Origin of the sequence: Streptosporangium sp. NPDC049046, assembly GCF_040649155.1 — a bacterium.
Lineage (GTDB): Bacteria > Actinomycetota > Actinomycetes > Streptosporangiales > Streptosporangiaceae > Streptosporangium.
In genome coordinates this window covers 1-22,041 of sequence record NZ_JBEZEZ010000035.1, presented here as the reverse complement: position 1 = coordinate 22,041, position 22,041 = coordinate 1, and the positions used below count along the sequence as shown (strand labels likewise).

Below are 22,041 nucleotides of genomic sequence, written 5' to 3'. Positions count from 1 at the left end.
CGGGGAGATAGATACACATGGCACGCGTGAAGCGGGCGATCAACGCCAAGAAGAAGCGCAAGGTCGTTCTCGAGCGGGCGAAGGGCTACCGGGGTCAGCGATCCAGGCTGTACCGCAAGGCCAAGGAGCAGATGCTCCACTCGATGACGTACGCCTACCGCGACCGCAAGGACCGCAAGGGCACCTTCCGCCGTCTCTGGATCCAGCGCATCAACGCCGCTGCCCGCCAGAACGGCATCACCTACAACAGGCTCATCCAGGGCCTGCGGCTCGCCTCCATCGAGGTCGACCGCAAGATCCTCGCCGACCTCGCGGTCAACGACGCCGCCACGTTCGCGACGCTGGTGGAAGCCGCCAAGAAGGCGCTTCCCGCCGACGTGAACGCGCCGGTCGCCGGCTGAGCGAGGCACTGACGACCGTGCGGCCCGCAGCGATGACGCTGCGGGCCGCATTCGCATTCTTGGGGGACGGGCATGGCCGGGTCTGAGCTGACCAACATCAAGTCGCCGCGGGTCAAGGCCGCGCGGAGGCTGACGAAGCGGGCCTTCAGGGACCGCGACCGTTCCTTCCTGGCAGAGGGGCCGCAGGCGGTCCGCGAGGCGCTGGCACTGGACGGGGTCGTGGTGGAGCTGTTCGCCACGGCCGAGGCCGAGTCGCGTCACGCCGACGTCGTCGCCGCCGCCACCGCCGCGGGGGTGCCCGTCCATCGGGCCAGTGGCGAGGTGATGGCCGAACTGGCCCAGACCGTCACCCCCCAGGGGTTGCTGGCCGTGTGCCGCTTCGTGCACGTGCCTCTGGACACCTCCGTCGTCTCCGGCTCCACCTTGGTGGCGGTGCTGGCCCACGTCCGTGATCCCGGCAACGCGGGCACCGTGCTGCGTACGGCCGACGCCGCGGGCGCCGACTCCGTCCTTTTCACCGACGCCTCGGTCGACCCCTACAACGGCAAGTGCGTGCGGGCGAGCGCAGGCAGCCTGTTCCACCTTCCCGTCACCACGGGCGTCCCGGTGGCGCGGGCGGTGGAGCACCTGAAGGGGGCCGGGCTGCGGGTGCTCGCCGCCGACGGCGCGGGCAGGCAGACCCTGGACGACGTGGACCTGTCAGGCCCGACGGCCTGGATCTTCGGTAACGAGGCGTGGGGGCTCCCCGAGGAGATCCTGAAGCTGGCGGACGAGGTCGTCCGGGTTCCCATCTACGGGCGGGCGGAGAGCCTGAACCTCGCGACCGCCGCCGCGGTCTGTCTGTACGCATCTGCCCGTTCTCAGCGCACCGGCCCCGGCCCCGGGTGACGCCGCCCGCCCGGCGAGGCTGCCGTACGGCGTGAGAAACCCGCTATTGTCGGCGATGTAGCGTCGAGGAGGCGGGGTCGTGCACGGCGAACACACCGGTGAGCGGAGCACCGAGGCCGCTTCTGTGATCGACGTCGACGAGCTTCCCGACGGCCTCGTGGTGACCGACGGTGACGGCCGCGTGCTCACCGTCAACCGATCCGCGGCCCGCCTGACCGGCGTCACCCGCGAGCGGGCCGCGGGGCGGCACCTGCGCGACGTGTTCTCCTTCCACGACCACGACGGGCGCGACTGGTGGAAGTGGTTCGACCCCTACGGCGGCCTGTCCAGCAGGGCCCGCCAGCCCGAGCTGCCGCTGCGCACCTCCGGCGGCCAGGAGCTGCTGGTGGCCGCCCGGCTGGTGCGCGAGCCCAGGCGGGGTGGCGCGGTCGTCCGGGTGGTCATCACGTTGCGCGACGCCGGGGCCCGCGCCCGCCTGGAGCGCAGCCGCGCCGACCTGGTCTCCACCGTCGCCCACGAGCTCCGCTCCCCGCTGACCAGCGTCAAGGGGTTCACCGCGACCCTGCTGGCCAAGTGGACCCGCTTCACCGACGATCAGAAGCTCGTCATGCTGGAGACCGTCAACGCCGACGCCGACCGGGTGACCCGGCTGATCACCGAGTTGCTCGACGTGTCGCGCATCGAGTCGGGGCGGCTGGAGATCCACCGCCAGGTGGTCGACGTACCGGCCAGGATCTCCAGGATCATCGCGGGCCGGGTGGCCGCGGGCGAGCCGGAGGACCGCTTCGTGCTCCAGGTGCGCGGTGAGCTGCCCGAGACCTGGCTCGACCAGGACAAGATCGATCAGGTGCTCGCCAACCTGATGGAAAACGCGGTGCGGCACGGGCGCGGTACGGTGACAATAGTCGTCGAGCCGAGTGAATGGGGAGTGAGCGTGTCCGTCCGCGACCAGGGGGAGGGCATCCCGCCCGAGCTGGTCACGCGCGTCTTCCGGCAGTTCTGGCGGGGCAACGCCCGCCGCCGGGGTGGCACCGGGCTCGGCCTGTTCATCGTCAAGGGGCTGATCGAGGCTCACGGCGGCACCATCTCCGTGCAGCGCGGGCCCGAGGGCGGCGCCGAGTTTCGATTTATGGTGCCCACCGGCACCCCCGACTTCGCCTGATCGCGAATGTCGGCCCGGTGGGCTTACCCGACTAGACTCATGGCCGCTCAAGCCCTGGATTCGGAGCTCTCTCTTGTCAAACTACGACCCGGTCGAGGTGACCCCGCTGCACGCCGACGAGATGGCGCGCATGCAGGCCGAAGCGCTCGACGCCATCAAGGCGGCGCGCGACCTCGAAGAACTCAAGCAGGTGCGCCTCGCGCACGCCGGTGACCGCTCGCCGATCGCCCTGGCCAACCGTGAGATCGGCGCACTGCCTCCGGCGGCCCGCTCCGAGGCGGGCAAGCGCATCGGCGGCGCCCGCCGGGCGGTCGCCGACGCCCTCGCCGAGCGGCAGGCACAGCTGGAGGCCGAGCGCGACGAGCGGGTCCTCGTCGAGGAGACCGTCGACGTCACGCTGCCCTCCACCCGCGCCCCCCACGGCGCCAGGCATCCGCTCACCACCCTTCAGGAGCGCATCGCCGACGCCTTCGTCGCGATGGGCTACGAGGTGGCGGAGGGGCCCGAGCTGGAGGGGGAGTGGTTCAACTTCGACGCGCTGAACATCTCTCCCGACCACCCGGCGCGCTCGGAGCACGACACCTTCTTCGTGGAGTCCGTCGACTCCGGCAAGGTGCTGCGCACCCAGACCTCTCCCGTCCAGATCCGCGCGCTGCTCACCCGGGAGCTCCCGGTCTACGTGATCTCGCCGGGCAAGGTGTTCCGCACCGACGAGCTCGACGCCACCCACACCCCGGTCTTCCATCAGGTCGAGGGGCTGGCGATCGACGAGGGCCTGACCATGGCCCACCTCAAGGGCACCCTCGACCGGTTCGCCGAGGTGATGTTCGGTGAGGGCATCACCACCCGCTTCCGGCCCAACTACTTCCCGTTCACCGAGCCTTCCGCCGAGATGGACCTGAAGTGCTTCGTCTGCCGCGGCGCCTCCGCGCTGCCGGGCAACCCGTACTGCCGCACCTGCAAGTCGGAGGGCTGGATCGAGTGGGGCGGCTGCGGCATGGTCAACCCGCGGGTGCTCGTCGCCTGCGGCGTCGACCCCGCCCGCTACAGCGGCTTCGCCTTCGGCATGGGCGTCGAGCGCACCCTGATGTTCCGTCACAACGTCGAGGACATGCGCGACATGGTCGAGGGAGACGTCCGCTTCACGCTTCCCTTCGGAATGGAGATCTGATGAAGGTCCCGCTTTCATGGCTGCGGGAGTATGTCGATCTCCCCGCCGTCACGGCGCACGAGATCGCCGAGAAGCTCACCGCCGCCGGGCTCAAGCTCGAATCCGTCACCTCCTACGGTCACGACATCAAGAACGTCGTCGTGGGCGAGGTGATCTCCTTCGAGACGCTGGAGGGTTTCAAGAAGCCCATCCGCCACTGTCAGGTCGAGGTGGGCGAGGCCGCGCCACGTGAGATCGTCTGCGGCGCGACCAACTTCGAGGCCGGCGACCGCGTTCCGGTCGCGCTGCCCGGCGCCGTGCTGCCCGGCGGATTCGAGATCGCCTCGCGCAAGACCTATGGGCGCCTGTCCGACGGCATGATCTGCTCGGAGGCGGAGCTCGGCATGGCCGACTCCTCACCCGGCATCCTCGTGCTGCCCGCCGGCACCCCGATCGGCGCGGACGTGGTCGAGCTGCTCGGCCTGCGTGACGACGTGCTCGAGCTGGAGATCACTCCGGACATCGGCTACGCCCTCTCGATCAGGGGTGTGGCCCGCGAGGCCGCCACCGCCTTCGACTCGGCGTTCATCGACCCCGCCGACGTCTCCCCGCCCGCCGCGTCGGACCCGTCCTATCCGGCCTCGATCGCCGACCCGTCGGCCTGCGACCGCTTCGTGCTTCGTGAGATCCGTGGGTTCGACCCGTCGGCGCCGAGTCCGCTGTGGATGCGCGCCCGGCTCTCCCGTGCCGGTATGCGCCCGGTCTCGCTCGCCGTCGACGTCACCAACTACGTCATGCTGGAGATGGGCCAGCCGCTGCACGCCTTCGACGCGGCCAAGCTGACCGGCGAGATCGTGGTGCGCAGGGCCGAGCCGGACGAGACGCTGGAGACGCTGGACCACGTGGTCCGAAAGCTCCACCCGGACGACATCCTGATCACCGACGGGTCGGGCGCGATCTCGATGGCCGGCACCATGGGCGGCCTGCACACCGAGATCTCCGATACCTCCACCGACATCGTGATCGAGGCGGCCCACTTCTCCGCCAGCGGCACCGCGCGCATGTCGCGCCGGCACAACCTGGTGAGCGAGGCATCCAAGCGCTTCGAGCGGGGCGTCGACAGGGAGCTACCGCTGTACGCCTCCTGGCGTGCGGCGGAGCTGCTGGCCGAGCTCGGCGGCGGTACGATCCAGCCGGGCGTCACCCACGCCGAGGTGGAGGTCGAACCGGTCCACATCGCCGTCCCGAGCGGCTACCCGGGCAGGGTCGCGGGCGCCGCCTACGACCGCGAGACGGTGATCCGCCGCCTGGAGCAGGTCGGCTGCACGGTGGAGAGCTCCGCCACCGCGACCGGATCGGTGACGAGTGGCACGGCAGGCGGCACCGCCGCCACGGGCGACCCGGCCTCCGCCGGAATCGCCGCGAAACTCGCGGTCACCGGTGACGACATGCTGGCGGTCACCCCACCCTCGTGGCGGCCCGACCTGACCGACCCGAACGACCTCGCCGAGGAGGTCATCAGGCTGGAGGGCTACGAGAACCTGCCCTCGATCCTGCCCGCCGCCCCCGCGGGCGCCGGTCTCAGTGAGAGCCAGCGCCTGCGCCGCAGGGTGGGCCGCGCCCTGGCCGCCGCGGGATACGTCGAGATCCTCGCCTACCCCTTCACCGGGGAGCACGATCTCGACAACCTGCAGCTGCCCGCCGACGACGCGCGCCGTGTGGCCGTACGGCTGGCCAACCCGCTCAGCGAGGACGAGCCGCTGATGCGGACGACCCTGCTGCCCGGCCTGCTCAAGACGCTGGTACGCAACGTGGGCCGGGGGTTCGGCGACGTGGCGCTGTTCGAGGCGGGTCTGGTCTACCGGCCCTCGTCCGACGTGCCCTCCGTCGCTCCCGTGCTGGGCGTCGACCGCAGGCCGAGCCCGGAGGAGCTCGCCTCGATCGAGTCCGCGCTGCCCGCCCAGCCGCTTCGGGTCGGGGTCGTGCTGGCCGGAGAGTTCGAGCCGTCCGGCTGGTGGGGCAAGGGACGCCCGGCCGGCTGGGCGGACGCCGTCGAGGCGGCCCGCGTGGTGGCCGCGGAAGCCGGCGTCACCCTTGAGGTCCGCGCGGACCGGCACGAACCCTGGCACCCTGGTCGTTGCGCCGCGCTGTACGCCGGTGACGTGCTCATCGGTCACGCCGGTGAGCTGCACCCGCGCGTCGTCGAGGCGTACGGCCTGCCGCCGCGCACCTGCGCGATGGAGCTGGAGCTGACCCGGCTGGAGTCGCTCGCCGCCGGTTCGCCGCAGGCTCCGGCGATCTCCGCCTACCCCGTCGCGAGCCAGGACGTCGCGCTCATCGTCGACGCGGCGACCCCGGTGGCCGCGGTGGAGGCGGCGCTGCGCGAGGGGGCGGGCCCGCTGCTGGAGTCGATCCGGCTGTTCGACGTCTACACCGGCGCCCAGGTCGGCGAGGGCGGAAAGTCCCTCGCCTACTCGCTGCGCTTCCGGGCGTCCGACCGGACGCTCACTGTGGAGGAGACCACCGCGGCCCGTGACGCGGCCGTGGCGCTGGCGGGGGAGCGCACCGGGGCGCGACAGCGCGGAGCCTGACCGGTTCACAGGGGGGCTCGGGGCGTGTCCCGGGCCCCTCTTCGCCGTACCGGGCTGGGATGTCCGTTTCCTGGGAGGTGATGGCGTATGCCGGTCGCTTGGGGCGGATCGCCTGCCGGAGCGGAGAAGAGCTTTGTCCGGGAGGAGGGGTGATGAGGCATCTGCTGGTGTTCGCCGAGCGTGACGACGCCGAGGAGGTCGCCGAGATCGTGGCTGTGGAGTTCCCGGGGATCGGGGTGCCCGAGGTGGTGAGGGAGACCCTCGCGGGCGAGGACGACGCCGAGGACGCTCAGTGGCTGGTGGTCATCGAAGACCCTTCCGGCGCGCTGTCGCCGGAGGGGTTTACCCGGCTGGAGGCGCTGGCCGAGAGGTACGAGGGCTGGTGCGAGAGCGGATGAGGCGCCGGTGTGAGACACGGCCCCGGCCGGTGGGCTCCGCCCAAGGGCGGGAGTGTCCGGCCGGTGCGGCGAAGCCCGCCTCGGGGGTGTACGGAGCGCGGGGCCAGACCTCTTAGAGCTGGTCGATGTCCGTCAGGTCGATGTCGATGTCGAACGGTGCCGAGATCTTGAGCCGGTCGTGGTGGATGCCGGTGAGAACGTAGGACCTGGCGACCGGGTCGAGCTCGTAGACATAGACGGCGGGCTTTCCCGACTGGTTCTCGACCAGCCAGAAGTGCGCGATGCCGGCCTCGGCGTACAGCGTCGGCTTGCGGTCGCGGTCGCGCTTTTTGGAGTCGGGGGAGATGACCTCCACCGCCAGCACGACATCCTCGGCCCGGTAGAAGGTCTGCTCCGGGCTGTGCTCGGCGGAGGCATGGATGACGCTGATGTCGGGCTCGGGCCGCTGTTGCTCGCCCAAGACGACGCTCATCTCCCGGCGCGCTCGCAGATCGGCGGGCGCGGCGCGGCGAAGGGCGCCGACCAGTAGATCCACCGCTCGCGTGTGAAAAGAAGCCTGAGGACTCACGAAGACCAGGCTTCCATCAATTAACTCTGTGTGTGCGGGCAATTGCGGAATGCGATCGAGATCCTCTGCGACGAACCCCTCCGGCGGGGGGAAGGCCCAGTCGGGCAGTGAGGACTCCGTCATCTCAGGGCTCCGAACGTCGACCGTCATGGTCTCACAGTAGCAATGGGATTGCGTTCCGTGAGGATGTTCGCCGGTGCCCGTCTCAGGCGCGGGCGGCCTCCTCGCGGCGGGCGCGCTCCCTGACCGCGTGCTCGTCGGTGCGGGCGTCGTAGGTGCGGAACCTCGGCAGCAGTGCGGCCATCGCGGCTACCGCGCCGACGCACAGCAGCCCGCCGGCGCCCAGGGAGAAGCGGGTGCCGCCGAGCTGGGCCATCAGGCCGGCCCTGGCGTTGCCGAGCATCGGGCCGCTGGTGTAGGAGAGCAGCTCGATCCCCGCCAGACGGCCGCGGAACTCGTCGGGGATGGTCTGGTTCCAGATGGTCGAACGGAAGACGCCGCTGATCATGTCGGCGGCCCCGGCCACGGCCAGGAAGGCGAAGATGCCCCAGACGTTGGGCATCAGCGCCGCCAGCGCCACCGCCACCCCCCATACGGCCGCCGCGACGATCACGCCGAGGCCGTGCCGGTGCACGTGCGCGGTCCATCCGGAGGTGACCGAGGCGATCAGCGAGCCGATGGCGGAGGCGGAGAAGAAGAGTCCGAGAGCCTCGGGGGCGCCCAGCTCGTCGGCGAGGAACGGATACAGTGCGGTGGAGAACGCGAAGATCATCGCGGCGATGTCGACCAGATAGGTGCCCATCAGGTCGGAGCGGCCCACGGCGTAGCGGACCCCCTCGATCAGGGAACCGATCGAGGCTTCGGGACTGTCCTCCGAGCGCGGCTGGGCCCGGACCATCCAGAGCAGGACCAGGGAGGCAAGGAAAGTCACGACGTTGATGCCGTACGCGGCGGCGACGCCGAACCAGGCCGCGATCAGGCCGCTGAGGCCCGGGGCGACGATGGCGCCCAGGTTCCACCGGAATGCGCTGAGGGCGGCGGCCGCGGTCAGCTGGTCGTGCCTGACCACGCGCGGCAGCAGCGCCTCCAGGCTGGGCCGCTGCAGGCTGCCCAGCCCGGCCGAGAGCGCGCCGACCACGTACAGCACCCAGACCTGTGGTTTCGGCAGCAGCGCGTTGAGGGTCAGGATCGCGACCGTGAGGCAGAGGCCCACCTCGGTGAGGAGAATGATCTTGCGTCGGTCGAGGGCGTCGGCGATCGCCCCGCCCCAGAGCCCGCACACCACCATCGGGACGAACTCGGCCACGCTGACCAGGCCGACCGCCAGGTAGGAGCCGGTGAGCTCCTTCATCTGCAGCGGGACCGCGACCAGTGTCAGGAAGGTGCCGAACATCGTGATGACGCCGGAGCCGAAGAGCAGCCGGAAGTCACGCGAGTCGCGCAGAGGGCTGAGATCCATCGCCAGACGGCGAAGCAGGGATTTGATCGGTCGATCGGCGTTTTCCGGCACGAGCAGTCAGTGTCGACGGTGACCTGTGCGAGGGCAAACCATTTTCCGAACAGGTCACCGTCGGGGTGGGGTATCGGAAAACCGTTTCCGGCGCGGGGAAGGCGATGAGGACGGGACGCCCGGCCGCATGTGGTCCCCCGGGGTCTCCTGCGGGTGTCCTGCGGGTACGGAGCGGTGTGTCAGAGGTTGAGGACCTCCTGGCGCAGGCGGGTCTTGAGGATCTTGCCGCCGGGGTTGCGGGGGAGCTCCGTCTCGCGGACCCAGAACCTGACCGGGATCTTGAAGGGGGCGATCCGCTCGCGCAGGAAGGCCCGCAGTTCCTCGTCGCTCGCCGGGGACGACAGGCGGAGCACCGCGCCGACCTCCTCGCCCAGTTCCTCGTGAGGGATTCCTATCACCGCGGCGTCCTCGACCGCCGGGTGTTCGAACAGTGCGGCCTCGACCTCGGCGCAGTAGACGTTCTCGCCGCCGCGGATGACCATGTCCTTGGCCCGGTCCACGATGAACACGAACCCCTCCTCGTCCACCCTGGCAAGGTCTCCGGTGTGCAGCCACCCGTCGACGATGGTCTCCGCGGTGGCCTCGGGCCGGTTCCAGTAGCCCAGGATGACGTTCGGGCCGCGCAGGCAGAGTTCGCCGACCGCGCCGACCGGCACCTCGCCGCCACCCGGGTCGGCGATCCGCACCTCGACCACGGCCATCGGCAGGCCGATGCTGTCGGGTTTGGCCAGGTAGTCGGCTCCGGTGTTGCTGATGGCGAGCGCGGTGGTCTCGGTCATGCCGTACCCGTTGGAGGAGGAGCGGTTGGGCAGCTGCTCGGTGATGCGCTCCAGCAGTTTCGGCGGGGCGGGGGCGCCGCCGTACCCGAGGCCGCTGAGGCTGGAGATGTCGTACTTGCCCAGGTCGGGGTGCGACAGGAGCTGCCACACGTTGGTGGGGACGCCGGTGAGACCGGTGATCCGCTCGCGCTCGATCAGCTCCAGCGCGCGGCCCGGGTCCCACTTGTACATCAGCACCAGGCCACCCCCGCTGAACATGGTGGTGGTCAGCACCGCGAAGCAGCCGGTGGCGTGGAAGAGCGGCACGGTGAGCAGGGTGATCCGCCGCTGCCCCGAGGTCTCACCCGGATCCTTGCCCGCCCTGATCGCGCCCCGGTACATGCCGTAGGCGACGGTCATCGGCGACTGCCCGAGGTTGCGGTGGCTGCCGAGCGCGCCCTTGGGGCGGCCGGTGGTGCCGGAGGTGTAGAAGATCGTCGCCGGGTCCTCGGGGGAGAGGTCGACCGGTGGCAGCGTCACGTCCGCCTCCACCTCGCCCAGCACGTCCTCGAAGGAGCGGGCGCCTTCGGGTGTCTCGCCGCGGGTCACGATGAGCGCCGGGCCGGGCCCGGCGAGCCCGGCCGCCCGTTCTCCGTCGGCGATCAGCACCTTGGCCCCCGAGTCGGCAAGCCCGTACTCCAGCTCCTGCGGCGTCCACCACGCGTTGAGCGGTACGGCTATCGCCCCCGCGGCCAGCGCGGCCGAGAAGGCGATCACCCATTCGGGGTAGTTGCGCATGGCGATGGCCACCCGGTCGCCCTTGACCACGCCGTAGTCGTCCACCAGGCGTCGCGCGAGCGTGGCGGCCAGCCGGTAGTGCTCCTCGTAGGTGATGCGTTCGTCCTCGTACGCCAGGAAGACCTTGTCGCCGTGGAACCTGCTCGTCTCGAGAAGTGCCCGGAAGTCGCGGGGCGCGTGCTTCCAGGTTTTGACGGTCCCGCCGTGGCTGAGGATCTCTTCCGTCTCGAAAAGCTGCCCCGGTGCGGTGAGCCGGGCCTGGAGCTGGTCATGGGTGACAGTCATGCGTTCGCACTCCCGGAGGACGAGGGGCCGGAAACGCCACGATACCGACCGGTAGGTACGTGCAACAGGGCCGAAACATGACCGATGGCCTCGTGCCCGTATTCACAAGTCGCGAAGCGTGATTTTCTGATCTTTCAGCCTGGGTGGGGTATTTCTGAGCCTGGAAGCCCGTCGCCCTCGCCGGGCTTGCATGGCAATCCTTCAAGATGCATAATCTTTCTAGTAAGTCCATGAGAAGTAGTGCATGAATATGCAGAAACCGAGAGGGGTCGGATGAGAGCGGCGATCGCGGGTGCCAGCGGTTACGCCGGAGGTGAGCTCCTGCGCCTGCTGCTGTCCCACCCCGGCATCGAGATCGGCGCGCTGACGGCGGCCTCAAGCGCGGGCACCGCCCTCGGCGCCCACCAGCCACACCTGGCCCCGCTGGCCGACAGGGTCCTGCTGGAGACCACTCCCGAGACCCTCGGCGGCCACGACCTCGTCTTCCTCGCCCTGCCGCACGGGCAGTCGGCCGCCGTCGCCGAGCGGCTCGGCGACGGCACCCTCGTGGTCGACTGCGGCGCCGACTTCCGGCTCGCCGACCCCGCCGCCTGGGAGCACTTCTACGGTGGCGTACACGCGGGCACCTGGCCCTACGGGCTGCCCGAGCTGCCGGGGCGACGCGAGGAGCTGCGCGCCACCCGGAGGATCGCCGTGCCGGGGTGCTACCCGACGGCCGTCACCCTGGCCATGTTCCCCGCCTTCGCCGCCGGACTCGTCGGCCCCGACGTGGTGGTGGTCGCCGCCAGCGGCACCAGCGGGGCCGGCAGGGCGCCCAAGCCGAACCTCCTGGGCAGCGAGGTGATGGGCTCCGCCAGCGCGTACGGTGTCGGCGGCGTCCACCGGCACACCCCGGAGATGGAGCAGAACCTCTCCCCCCTGGCGGGTGAGCCGGTCACCGTCTCCTTCACCCCCGTGCTGGCACCGATGAGCCGCGGCATCCTCGCCACCTGCACCGCCCCCGCCAGGCCCGGCCTCACCCCGGCGGTCCTGCGCGAGGCGTACGAGACCGCCACCAAGGACGAGCCGTTCCTGCGGCTGCTCCCCGAGGGCCAGTGGCCCGCGACCTCGATGACCCTCGGCGCCAACACCGCCGCTCTCCAGGTCGTCCTGGACGAGCGTGCGGGCCGCGTCGTCGCCGTCGTCGCCATCGACAACCTCACCAAGGGCACGGCCGGAGGCGCGATCCAGAGCGCCAATCTCGCCCTCGGCCTGCCGGAAGAGTTCGGCCTACCTCTCAATGGAGTCGCCCCATGAGCGTGACCGCACCTCTCGGCTTCCGGGCGTCGGGTGTCGACGCCGGGATCAAGTCCAGCGCCGACCGCGACCTGGCACTGATCGTCAACGACGGCCCCTCGCGCGCCGCGGCCGGGGTCTTCACCAGCAACCGGGTGAAGGCCGCGCCGGTCCTGTGGTCCGCCCAGGTGCTGGCCGGAGGCCGGGTCCACGCCGTCGTCCTCAACTCCGGCGGCGCCAACGCCTGCACCGGGCCGCTCGGCTTCCAGGACACCCACGCCACCGCGGAGAAGGTCGCCGAAGCACTGGGAGACTCGGCGGGGGAGATCGCGGTCTGTTCCACCGGCCTGATCGGTGAGCGGCTGCCGATGGACTCGCTGCTGGCCGGGGTCGACATCGCGGTCTCCCAGCTCGCCAGGGACGGTGGCCTGGCCGCCGCCGACGCCATCCGCACCACCGACACCGTCTCGAAGATCTCCTTCAGAAAAGGCGAGGGCGGCTACATGGTCGGCGGCATGGCGAAGGGCGCGGGCATGCTCGCCCCCGGCCTCGCCACCATGCTGTCGGTGATCACCACCGACGCGGACCTGCCCGCCGAGCACCTCGACGAGGTGCTCCGTAAGGTGACGCGGGTCACCTTCGACCGCCTCGACGCCGACGGCTGCATGTCCACCAACGACACCGTGCTGCTCCTGGCCAGCGGCGCCTCCGGGGTCGTTCCCGACCTCGCCGAGTTCGAGCAGGTGCTTCTCGCCGTCTGCGCCGACCTCGCCCGCCAGCTGCTGATGGACGCCGAGGGCGCCTCCAAGGCGATCGCCATCGAGGTCGTCGGAGCCGCCTCCGAGGACGACGCGGTCACCGTCGGCCGCACCGTTTCCCGCTCCAACCTCTTCAAGTGCGCCATCTACGGCGAGGACCCCAACTGGGGCCGGGTGCTGTCGGCCGTCGGCACCACCGACGCCGTGTTCGAACCCGACAGGCTCAACGTGGCGATGAACGGCATCTGGATCTGCAGGGGCGGCGCCGCGGGCGACGACCGCTCCAAGGTCGACCTCACCCCGCGCGAGGTGACGATCACCATCGACCTGTCGGCGGGACCGCATTCGGCGACGATCCACACCACCGACCTCACCGCGGAGTACGTCCACGAGAACTCGGCGTACTCCACATGAGGCGCGCCGAGGCACTGACGAAGGCCACCACGCTGATCGAGGCCCTGCCCTGGCTCGCGAGTTTCCACGGCGCGACCGTCGTCATCAAGTACGGCGGCAACGCGATGACCGAGGAGCACCTTCGCGAGAAGTTCGCCGCCGACGTCGTCTTCCTGCGCTACGCCGGGCTCAAGCCGGTGATCGTGCACGGGGGAGGGCCGCAGATCAACGCCCAGCTCGACCTCCTCGGCATCGAGTCCACCTTCACCGCGGGGCTCAGGGTCACCACCCCCGAGGCCATGCAGGTCGTCAGGATGGTCCTCGTCGGCCAGGTCAACCGCGACGTGGTCGGCCTGATCAACCGGCACGGGCCGTTCGCGATCGGCATGTCGGGCGAGGACGCCCACCTGTTCACCGCCGTACGCAAGCACGCCGTCGTCGACGGCGTCGGCGTCGACATCGGCCAGGTCGGCGACATCGTCAAGGTCGAGGCGGGAGCCGTGCGGGCGCTGCTGGACGACGGACGGATCCCGGTGATCTCCTCGGTCGCGCGCAGCGACGACGGCACCGTCTACAACGTCAACGCCGACACCGCCGCCGCCGCGCTCGCCGTGGCGCTCCAGGCCTCCAAGCTGATCGTCCTGACCGACGTCGAGGGCCTGTACCGCGACTGGCGCCCCGGCACCGACGAGAACGAGATCATCGAGCAGCTGTCCGCCACCGAGCTGGAGAAGCTCCTGCCGAGCCTGTCCAGCGGCATGATCCCCAAGATGGAGGCGTGCCTGACCGCCGTCCAGGGCGGCGTGCCACGGGCCCACGTGCTCGACGGCAGGGTGCCCCACTCGGTGCTGCTGGAGATCTTCACCGACGAGGGCATAGGAACCATGGTGCTGCCGGACGCCGCCGAGGCGGCGGCCGCGCCGGAGCCGGTCAGGCGGCGGCCCGAGGCCCCCGCCCAGCTGAAGGGGAACGACGAGTGAGCACGCAGGAAAGCCCCGCCGGAGAGGCGCTCGCCAGGCGCTTCGAGGCCGCCTTCATGGCCAACTACGGCGTGCCCCCGTTGGCGCTGGCCCGAGGCGAGGGCGCGAGGGTCTGGGACGTCGACGGCCGCGAGTATCTCGACCTGATCGGCGGCATCGCGGTCAGCTCGCTCGGCCACGCCCATCCCGCGCTGGTGGAGGCCGTCTCCCGTCAGGTCGCCACGCTCGCCCACACCAGCAACCTCTTCCTGCACGAGCCCGAGGTGCTGCTCGCCGAGCGTCTGCTCGGCCTGCTCAAAGCCCCGGCCAAGGTGTTCCTCAGCAACTCCGGTACCGAGGCCAACGAGGCCGCGCTGAAGCTCTCCCTCAAGTACGGCAAGTCGAACGGCCGCACCTACTTCGTGGCCGCGGAGAACGCCTTCCACGGCCGTACCCTCGGCGCGCTCGCCCTGACCGGCAAGCCCTCGATCCGCGACCAGTTCGGCCCGTTCTCGATCGATGTCCGCTTCGTCCCCTACGGTGACGCGGACGCGCTCAAGAACGCGGTCACCGGCGAGTGCGCGGCGGTCTTCCTCGAACCCACCCAGGGCGAAGCGGGCGTCGTGCCCCCGCCCGAGGGCTACTTCACGGCCGCGAGGGAGATCTGCGACGCCACCGGCGCGCTGCTCGTCGCCGACGAGATCCAGTCGGCGATCGGCCGCACCGGGCACTGGTTCGCCCACCAGCACGAGGGCATCCTGCCCGACGTGCTCACCCTGGCCAAGGGCCTCGGCGGCGGCATGCCGATCGGCGCCTGCGTCGGCTTCGGCGCGGCGGCCACCGTCCTCGCCCAGGGAGACCACGGCTCCACCTTCGGCGGAAACCCCGTCTCCGCCGCCGCCGCGCTCGCCGTCCTCGACACCATCGACAGGGACGGCCTGCTGGAGCACGTCCGCACCCTCGGTGCCGAACTCGTGGAGGGCATCGCCGCGATCGACCACCCGCTGCTCGCCGGTGTCCGCGGCCGGGGGCTGTGGCGGGCCGTCGTGCTGAGTGATAACCGCTCCGCCCAGGTCCAGGCCGCCGCGCAGCGCGCGGGCTTCCTGGTCAACGCCCTCCAGCCCGACGCGGTACGGCTCGCGCCCCCGCTGGTGATCACATCCGCCCAGGTCGCGGCCTTCGTGGCCGCCCTTCCCGCCATCCTCGACGAGGCCGCAGATGCCCAGTAACCTCGCCGGACAGGCGCACGTCAGGCACTTCCTGAGGGACGACGACCTCTCGCCCGCAGAGCAGGCCCAGGTGCTCGACCTGGCCGAGGCCGTGAAGAAGGACCGCTACGCCTACCGCCCCTTCGAGGGCCCGCAGACCGTCGCCGTCCTCTTCGACAAGCACTCCACCCGCACCCGCGTCTCCTTCGCGGTCGGTATCGGCGAGCTCGGCGGGCTCCCCCTCATCCTCGACGCCGGATCCTCCCAGATGGGCCGGGGCGAGTCGATCGAGGACACCGCCCGAGTCCTGGAACGCCAGGTGGGCGCGATCGTGTGGCGCACCTCGGGCCAGGAGAGGATCGAGGCCATGGCCTCGGCGTCCTCGGTGCCGGTGGTCAACGCCCTCACCGACGAGTTCCACCCCTGCCAGATCCTCGCCGACCTGCAAACCGTGCGGGAGCACTTCGGCAGGACGGCGGGGCTCACCCTGGCCTACTTCGGGGACGGGGCCAACAACATGGCCCACTCCTACCTGCTCGGCGGGGCCGTCGCGGGCATGCACGTGCGGATCGCCACCCCCGCCGGATACCTGCCGGACGCCGAGATCCTCCGGCGGGCCGGCGAGGTCGCCGCCGAGACCGGCGGATCCGTCGCCGTCCTCGCCGACCCGGCCGAGGCCGCCGCGGGCGCGGACGTGATCGCCACCGACACCTGGGTCTCCATGGGCCAGGACGGCAAGGAACAGCGGATCGCCGACCTCATGCCGTACCAGGTCAACGCCGCGCTGATGAGCCGGGCCGCCCCCGGCGCCGTCGTCCTGCACTGCCTGCCCGCCTACCGCGACCTGGAGATCTCCGCCGAGGTCCTCGACGGCCCGCGGAGCCTGGTGTGGGACCAGGCGGAAAACCGGCTGCACGCCCAGAAGGCCCTGCTGTACTGGCTGGTCTCGATGGCGGGCCGCGACGGGTCCCGGAACGCCGACCCCGCGGGTGACACGCCCGGAGGCGGGTGATCCGCGTGACGATCCCGATGACCAAGGTCGCCCGCCAGGCACGGATCGCCGATCTCCTGCAGCGGCAACCGGTCAGATCCCAGCCCGAACTGGCCAAACTCCTGCTGGAGAGCGGTGTCGAGGTCACCCAGGCCACCCTCTCCCGCGACCTGGACGAACTCGGCGCGCTCAAGCTGCGCGCCGAGGACGGCTCCCTGGTCTACGCCCTGCCAGGGGAGGGCGGCGGCCGGATAGGGCTCGCCAGGCTCGGCACCGGAGAGTCACCCGCCGCCAGGCTCAGCAGGTTCGCGGAGGAACTCCTCGTCTCCGCCGAGGCCTCCGCCAACCTGGTCATCGTCCGTACGCCGCCGGGCGCCGCGCAGTTCCTCGCCTCCGCCATCGACCACGCCGACTGGGAGTCCATCCTGGGCACCGTCGCGGGAGACGACACGATTCTCGTCATCAGCCGCGACCCGATGGGCGGGGCAGCTGTCGCCGAGGGATTGCTGCGGCACGCCGACCGACGTATTTAGCCTGCTCAGGCGGTCATCCCTGGCAACATCTGACTCCTGTGCCAACAAGATCTTGGAGATATCCATCATGACCGACCGGGTCGTACTCGCATTCTCCGGAGGACTCGACACCTCCGTCGCCATTCCCTTCCTCGCCGAGAAGACCGGTGCCGAGGTCGTCGCGGTCGCCGTGGACGTCGGCCAGGGCGGCGAGGACATGGAGGTCATCCGCAAGCGCGCCATCGACTGCGGCGCCGTGGAGTCCGTCGTCGTGGACGCCCGCGAGGAGTTCGCCACCGACTTCTGCGTGCCCGCCCTGCAGGCCAACGCCCTCTACATGGACCGCTACCCCCTGGTCTCCGCCCTGTCGCGGCCGCTGATCGTCAAGCACCTGGCCGCGGCGGCGAAGGAGTTCGGCGGCACGCACGTCTCGCACGGCTGCACCGGCAAGGGTAACGACCAGGTCCGCTTCGAGGCCGGCCTGGCCGCCCTGTACCCCGAACTCAAGGTCATCGCCCCCGCCCGCGACTACGCGTGGACCCGGGACAAGGCGATCGCCTACGCCGAGAAGAAGAACCTGCCGATCGAGACGTCCAGCAAGAACCCGTACTCCATCGACCAGAACATCTGGGGCAGGGCAATCGAGACCGGCTTCCTCGAGGACATCTGGAACGGCCCGATCGAGGACATCTACGCCTACACCGCCGACCCGGCACAGCCGCGCGACGCGGACGAGGTCATCATCAGCTTCGTCAAGGGCGTCCCCGTGGCGCTGGACGGGCGTCATCTCACCCCGTTCCGGATCATCGAGGAGCTCAACCGCCGCGCGGGCGCCCAGGGCGTCGGCCGCCTCGACATGGTCGAGGACCGGCTCGTCGGCATCAAGTCCCGAGAGGTCTACGAGGCGCCGGGCGCCATCGCCCTGATCACCGCCCACATGGAGCTGGAGAACGTCACCGTCGAACGCGACCTCGCCCGCTTCAAGCGGTCGGTGGACCAGCGCTGGGGCGAACTCGTCTACGACGGCCTCTGGTTCTCCCCGCTCAAGAAGGCCCTCGACACCTTCATCGCCGAGGCACAGGAGCACGTCACCGGCGAGATCAGGATGACCCTGCACGGCGGCCGGGCCACCGTGACCGGGCGCCGCTCCGAGGCGTCGCTGTACGACTTCAACCTCGCCACCTACGACACCGGCGACACCTTCGACCAGTCCCTCGCCAGGGGATTCGTCGAGCTGTGGAGCCTGCCCTCCAAGATTGCCTCCGCCCGTGACGCCCGACCGGTCCGATTGGGCTAAGGTCGCGGATTGAACTGGGAGGGAGAACAACGGTGACTGATGGTGGCAAGCCCATGCGGCTCTGGGGCGGCCGGTTCGAAGGAGGTCCGGCCGACGCGCTGACCAGGCTCTCGGTGAGCGTGCACTTCGACTGGCGGCTGGTGCCGTACGACCTGATGGCCTCGCGCGCGCACGCCAGGGTGCTGCACCGCGCGAACCTGCTGAGCGACGACGAGCTGGCGCGCATGATCGGCGCCCTGGACGACCTGGAGCGCGCCTGCAAGGCGGGCGAGTTCCGGCCGACCGTCGCCGACGAGGACGTCCACACCGCACTGGAGCGCGGCCTGCTGGAACGCCTCGGCACGCTCGGAGGCAAGCTCCGGGCCGGTCGCAGCCGCAACGACCAGGTCGCCACCGACCTACGGCTCTACCTCCGCGACCACGTCAGGCACATCGTGTCCAGGCTGGTGGAGCTGGAGACCGCGCTGATGAGCCAGGCCGAGGAGCACGCGGAGACCGCGGCCCCCGGTATGACCCACCTGCAGCACGCGCAGCCGGTCTCCTTCGGCCACCAGCTCCTGGCGCACGTGCACGCCTTCGCCCGCGACATCGATCGCCTGCGCGACTGGGACAGGCGCGCCGCCGTCTCCCCGCTGGGAGCGGGGGCGCTGGCCGGATCCTCCCTGCCGCTCGACCCCCGGGCCGTGGCCGGAGAGCTCGGCTTCGACTCCGCCGCGCCCAACTCGATGGACGCGGTCGCCGACCGCGACTTCGCCGCCGAGTTCCTGTTCGACGCGGCGATGATCGGCGTGCACCTGTCGCGGCTGGGCGAGGAGATCGTCCTGTGGGCCTCGCAGGAGTTCCGCTGGATCGAGATGGACGACGCCTACTCCACCGGCTCGTCGATCATGCCGCAGAAGAAGAACCCCGACGTGGCCGAGCTGGCCCGAGGCAAGAGCGGTCGTCTCATCGGCAACCTCATGGCGCTGCTGACGACCCTCAAGGGCCTGCCGCTGACCTACAACCGCGACCTGCAGGAGGACAAGGAGCCGGTGTTCGACTCCGTCGACAGCCTGCTGCTGGTCCTTCCCGCGATGGCCGGACTCGTCGCGACCATGCGCGTCAACACCGCCAAGCTGGAGGCCTCGGCCCCCGACGGGTTCGCGCTCGCCACCGACCTGGCCGAGCTGCTGGTCCGCAGGGGGGTCGCCTTCCGCGAGGCTCATGAGGCGGTCGGGCACCTGGTCGTCTGGTGCCAGGTCAACGACAAGGACTTCGGCGAGCTCACCGACGAGGAGCTGGCCAAGGTCTCACCGCACTTCACACCCGACTCCCGTGAGGTCCTCTCGGTGCCCGGCGCTCTGGCGGCCCGCAAGGCGCACGGCGGTACGGCACCCGACCGGGTCCGCGACCAGCTCATCGCGCTGCGGGAGATCGTCGACGCTCAGGCCGCCTGGGCGAGCGGAAGCTGATGCGGGGCGAGGACCGGTCCGACACGCCGCTGGCCCGCGGCTTCTTCGACCGGCCCGCCCACGAGGTCGCCCCCGACCTGCTGGGACGGGTGCTCGTACACGGACAGGTCACGTTGCGTCTCACCGAGGTAGAGGCCTACGGGCTGCCGGGTGAGGACCCCGCGTCGCACACCTACCGGGGCCGGACGCCACGTAACGCGGTGATGTTCGGCCCACCGGGTCACCTGTACGTCTATTTCACGTACGGTATGCACTTCTGCGCCAACCTCACGTGCCTCCCCGAGATGATCGGCTCCGGTGTGCTGCTGCGGGCCGGAGAGGTGATCTCCGGCGTGGAGACCGCCCTGGCCCGCCGGAGCGCGGGAAGCACCAAGCCCGTCAGGGAGGTCGATCTCGCCAGGGGGCCGGCGCGACTGGCGGTGTCGCTCGGATTCACCCGCGAGCACAACGGGCTCGACGCCTGCGCCCCGGGATCACTCTCCGTGATCGAGGGCGAACCTGCCAAGGCGTCGTCCGTCCTGTCGGGGCCACGCACCGGTGTCTCGTCAGGAAAGGAGACCCCGTGGCGCTTCTGGATCGACGGCGAGCCCACGGTCTCACCCCACCGCCCGCATGTCCCGCGCCGGCGGTAGGCCGCGCATGCTCTCCCTTGCCGATCTTTCTCCCGACTGTCCTGGGGCGCGAGAAGGGTTTCGAGTGGCGCGGTGGTGCCGTGATCGGGCAGGGTGTACGAGAGCGCTAAATGTCCCTTCGAGCATTGGAAAGCAAGGATCGTGACCGACATTCTGGATGACCTCGCCTGGCGCGGCCTGATCGCGCAGTCCACCGACATCGACGCCCTGCGCGCGGCGATGGCCGAGGGTCCGATCACGGTCTATTGCGGCTTCGACCCGACCGCACCCTCCCTGCACGTCGGCAATCTGGTCCCGCTGCTCACCCTCACCCGCCTCCAGCGGGCGGGCCACCGGGCCATCGGCCTGGTGGGAGGCGCGACGGGCCTGATCGGCGACCCCAGCGGACGGAGCACCGAGCGCTCGCTCAACTCCTCCGACGTCGTGGCCGAATGGGTGGCGCGGATCCGCGTCCAGGTGGAGAAGTTCCTTGACTTCTCGGACGAGAAGACCGGGATCCTCGTCAGCAACCTCGACTGGACCGAGGGCATGTCCGCGATCGACTTCCTGCGCGACGTCGGCAAGCACTTCCCGGTCAACCGGATGCTCGCCCGCGAGTCGGTCTCGGCCCGACTGGGCGGAGAAGGGCTCAGCTACACCGAGTTCAGCTACCAGATCCTGCAGGCCAACGACTACCTGGAGCTGAACAGGCGCCACGGCTGCACGCTCCAGATCGGTGGCAGCGACCAGTGGGGCAACATCACGGCGGGAACCGACCTCATCCGCCGGGTGACAGGAAGCCACGTGCACGCCCTCACCGTGCCGTTGATCACCAAGGCCGACGGGACCAAATTCGGCAAGACGGCCGGCGGCGCGGTCTGGCTCAACCCGGAGATGACCTCCCCGTACGCGTTCTACCAGTTCTGGCTGAACGCGGACGACCGTGACGTGGTGAAATTCCTCAAGATCTACAGCTTCCGGTCCCGTGAGGAGATCGAAGGGCTGGAGAAGGCCGCCGCCGAGCGGCCCGCCGGGCGCGAGGCGCAGCGGGCGCTCGCCGAGGAGTTCACCACGCTGCTGCACGGCGCCGACGAGTGCGCCGCGGTGATCGCCGCCTCGGCGGCCCTGTTCGGCCAGGGCTCCCTGCAGGAGCTGCCGGCGCGCACGCTGGGGGAGGCCCTCGCCGAGGTGCCGCGTGCGGAGGTCCCCACCTTGGGGGCGTCCTTCGTCGACCTGCTCGCCGAGAGTGGCCTGGTCAAGTCGAAGTCGGAGGCGCGCCGAGCGGTGAAGGAGGGGGGCGCCTACCTCAACAACGTCAAGGTCACCGACGAGGCGTACGTGCCGTCCGCCGATGATCTGCTCCACGGACGCTTCCTGGTACTGCGCCGTGGCAAGCGTTCCGTCGGCGGCGTCGAGATCCTCGCGCCCTGACTTTTCCTCCGCACATCCGCGCACTGGTGTGATGTGGATCTTCCGTGTTGTCCCGGTCTTTGTTGGTTTTTGGCCTTTGGTCAGGTCAACGCGGAAGATCCCGAGTGGTCGGCGTCCGGCTCCGGCCGGGATACCGGCCGTCTTGTTGAGTAACGTTCCGGTAGCGAACGCTCCTGGTTTTCCTAAGCAACCGCGCTGACCTGCGGTTTTGTTGGGAGCAGCTGATTTGACGATGCTTCGAAGGGCGCATAATCTTTTCAATGCCCCGGAGCGAGCCGGACGCCGATCGGCGGACGGGCCCAGGGCCACTCCACCTGAACGAACCTGAGCGTTCGGACTCCGCGTAGGTCACCGGAAAACCGGTTGAGTTCGCTGTGTCCTGGATGGCAGGGTTGGTTCAGTGGGTTGCCTCGAGAGCGAGGCGGAGAGAATCCTAGCGAGTTTACAGGTTTTGTGACAATACGGCTGCCGGTCAGCAATTTGACACAATCTTGATAGGCTTGTACGGTTGAAATACGAAATGGAACGCCCCGGAGTTCTGCCGGACCGGTTGGTCGGGTCAGGGTGATGGTGTACGCGTCCGTTTCTTGAGAACTCAACAGTGTGTTAAAAGCCAGTGCATGAAGCACAACCCCGTCCTACCCGC

Annotated in this window: 19 protein-coding genes; 16 read left to right on the top strand and 3 right to left on the bottom strand. The window is 70.1% G+C overall.

The window, feature by feature from the left end; all coding sequences use genetic code 11:
- Positions 1 to 17: 17 nt before the first annotated feature.
- The 6 genes from rplT to AB0B96_RS34620 all read left to right on the top strand — a co-directional run bounded on the left by rplT (position 18) and on the right by AB0B96_RS34620 (position 6,590).
- Entirely contained in the window at positions 18 to 401 is a 384-nt protein-coding gene (rplT, locus tag AB0B96_RS34645) for a 50S ribosomal protein L20 (protein WP_012892552.1), read from the top strand.
- Between the two features lie 72 nt (positions 402 to 473).
- Positions 474 to 1,289 carry an RNA methyltransferase gene (locus AB0B96_RS34640; RefSeq protein WP_350949176.1) on the top strand — a complete coding sequence of 272 codons (816 nt, stop codon included), beginning with the start codon at positions 474 to 476 and terminating at the stop codon, positions 1,287 to 1,289.
- Between the two features lie 79 nt (positions 1,290 to 1,368).
- Positions 1,369 to 2,451: an ATP-binding protein gene (locus AB0B96_RS34635; protein WP_350949177.1), complete on the top strand. Its 1,083-nt coding sequence runs from the start codon at positions 1,369 to 1,371 to the stop codon at positions 2,449 to 2,451.
- 121 nt (positions 2,452 to 2,572) lie between these two features.
- Positions 2,573 to 3,622, top strand: a complete 1,050-nt coding sequence (pheS, locus tag AB0B96_RS34630) for a phenylalanine--tRNA ligase subunit alpha (RefSeq protein ID WP_362905705.1) — start codon at positions 2,573 to 2,575, stop codon at positions 3,620 to 3,622.
- Complete coding sequence (locus AB0B96_RS34625) at positions 3,622 to 6,192, top strand: phenylalanine--tRNA ligase subunit beta (protein WP_362905623.1); 2,571 nt, start codon at positions 3,622 to 3,624, stop codon at positions 6,190 to 6,192. Before pheS ends, AB0B96_RS34625 begins: the two co-directional genes overlap by 1 nt.
- 152 nt (positions 6,193 to 6,344) lie before the next feature.
- Entirely contained in the window at positions 6,345 to 6,590 is a 246-nt protein-coding gene (locus AB0B96_RS34620; RefSeq protein WP_362905621.1) for a hypothetical protein, read from the top strand.
- Between the two features lie 112 nt (positions 6,591 to 6,702).
- Here AB0B96_RS34620 and AB0B96_RS34615 read toward each other — a convergent pair whose 3' ends face one another.
- From AB0B96_RS34615 to AB0B96_RS34605, 3 genes are all read right to left on the bottom strand, one after another.
- Positions 6,703 to 7,281 carry a Uma2 family endonuclease gene (locus AB0B96_RS34615; protein WP_362905703.1) on the bottom strand — a complete coding sequence of 193 codons (579 nt, stop codon included), beginning with the start codon at positions 7,279 to 7,281 and terminating at the stop codon, positions 6,703 to 6,705.
- Between the two features lie 82 nt (positions 7,282 to 7,363).
- Positions 7,364 to 8,617, bottom strand: a complete 1,254-nt coding sequence (locus tag AB0B96_RS34610; RefSeq protein ID WP_362905619.1) for an MFS transporter — start codon at positions 8,615 to 8,617, stop codon at positions 7,364 to 7,366.
- Positions 8,618 to 8,847: 230 nt separating this feature from the next.
- Positions 8,848 to 10,509, bottom strand: a complete 1,662-nt coding sequence (locus tag AB0B96_RS34605; protein WP_362905617.1) for a class I adenylate-forming enzyme family protein — start codon at positions 10,507 to 10,509, stop codon at positions 8,848 to 8,850.
- A 273-nt stretch (positions 10,510 to 10,782) separates the two neighbouring features.
- On the opposite strand from AB0B96_RS34605, the gene argC reads away from it, so the two are divergent.
- The 10 genes from argC (at position 10,783) to tyrS (ending at position 21,395) form a co-directional block, all read left to right on the top strand.
- Complete coding sequence (argC, locus tag AB0B96_RS34600; RefSeq protein ID WP_362905615.1) at positions 10,783 to 11,805, top strand: N-acetyl-gamma-glutamyl-phosphate reductase; 1,023 nt, start codon at positions 10,783 to 10,785, stop codon at positions 11,803 to 11,805.
- Positions 11,802 to 12,956: a bifunctional glutamate N-acetyltransferase/amino-acid acetyltransferase ArgJ gene (gene argJ, locus AB0B96_RS34595; protein ID WP_362905613.1), complete on the top strand. Its 1,155-nt coding sequence runs from the start codon at positions 11,802 to 11,804 to the stop codon at positions 12,954 to 12,956. The genes argC and argJ overlap by 4 nt, the downstream gene beginning before the upstream one ends.
- Positions 12,953 to 13,915: an acetylglutamate kinase gene (gene argB / locus AB0B96_RS34590; RefSeq protein WP_350949185.1), complete on the top strand. Its 963-nt coding sequence runs from the start codon at positions 12,953 to 12,955 to the stop codon at positions 13,913 to 13,915. The genes argJ and argB overlap by 4 nt, the downstream gene beginning before the upstream one ends.
- A gap of 56 nt (positions 13,916 to 13,971) precedes the next feature.
- Positions 13,972 to 15,123: an acetylornithine transaminase gene (locus tag AB0B96_RS34585; RefSeq protein WP_362905701.1), complete on the top strand. Its 1,152-nt coding sequence runs from the start codon at positions 13,972 to 13,974 to the stop codon at positions 15,121 to 15,123.
- Complete coding sequence (argF, locus tag AB0B96_RS34580) at positions 15,113 to 16,114, top strand: ornithine carbamoyltransferase (protein ID WP_362905611.1); 1,002 nt, start codon at positions 15,113 to 15,115, stop codon at positions 16,112 to 16,114. Before AB0B96_RS34585 ends, argF begins: the two co-directional genes overlap by 11 nt.
- A gap of 5 nt (positions 16,115 to 16,119) precedes the next feature.
- Positions 16,120 to 16,626: an arginine repressor gene (locus tag AB0B96_RS34575; protein WP_350949187.1), complete on the top strand. Its 507-nt coding sequence runs from the start codon at positions 16,120 to 16,122 to the stop codon at positions 16,624 to 16,626.
- A gap of 67 nt (positions 16,627 to 16,693) precedes the next feature.
- The gene (locus AB0B96_RS34570; protein ID WP_350949188.1) at positions 16,694 to 17,902 is read left to right on the top strand and encodes an argininosuccinate synthase; all 1,209 of its coding nucleotides are present in this window, start codon (positions 16,694 to 16,696) and stop codon (positions 17,900 to 17,902) included.
- Between the two features lie 53 nt (positions 17,903 to 17,955).
- Positions 17,956 to 19,353, top strand: a complete 1,398-nt coding sequence (argH, locus tag AB0B96_RS34565; protein ID WP_350949196.1) for an argininosuccinate lyase — start codon at positions 17,956 to 17,958, stop codon at positions 19,351 to 19,353.
- Positions 19,353 to 19,985, top strand: coding sequence for a DNA-3-methyladenine glycosylase (locus AB0B96_RS34560; RefSeq protein ID WP_362905608.1), 633 nt, complete (start codon positions 19,353 to 19,355; stop codon positions 19,983 to 19,985). Before argH ends, AB0B96_RS34560 begins: the two co-directional genes overlap by 1 nt.
- A gap of 141 nt (positions 19,986 to 20,126) precedes the next feature.
- Positions 20,127 to 21,395, top strand: a complete 1,269-nt coding sequence (tyrS, locus tag AB0B96_RS34555; protein WP_350949190.1) for a tyrosine--tRNA ligase — start codon at positions 20,127 to 20,129, stop codon at positions 21,393 to 21,395.
- Positions 21,396 to 22,041 lie beyond the last annotated feature (646 nt).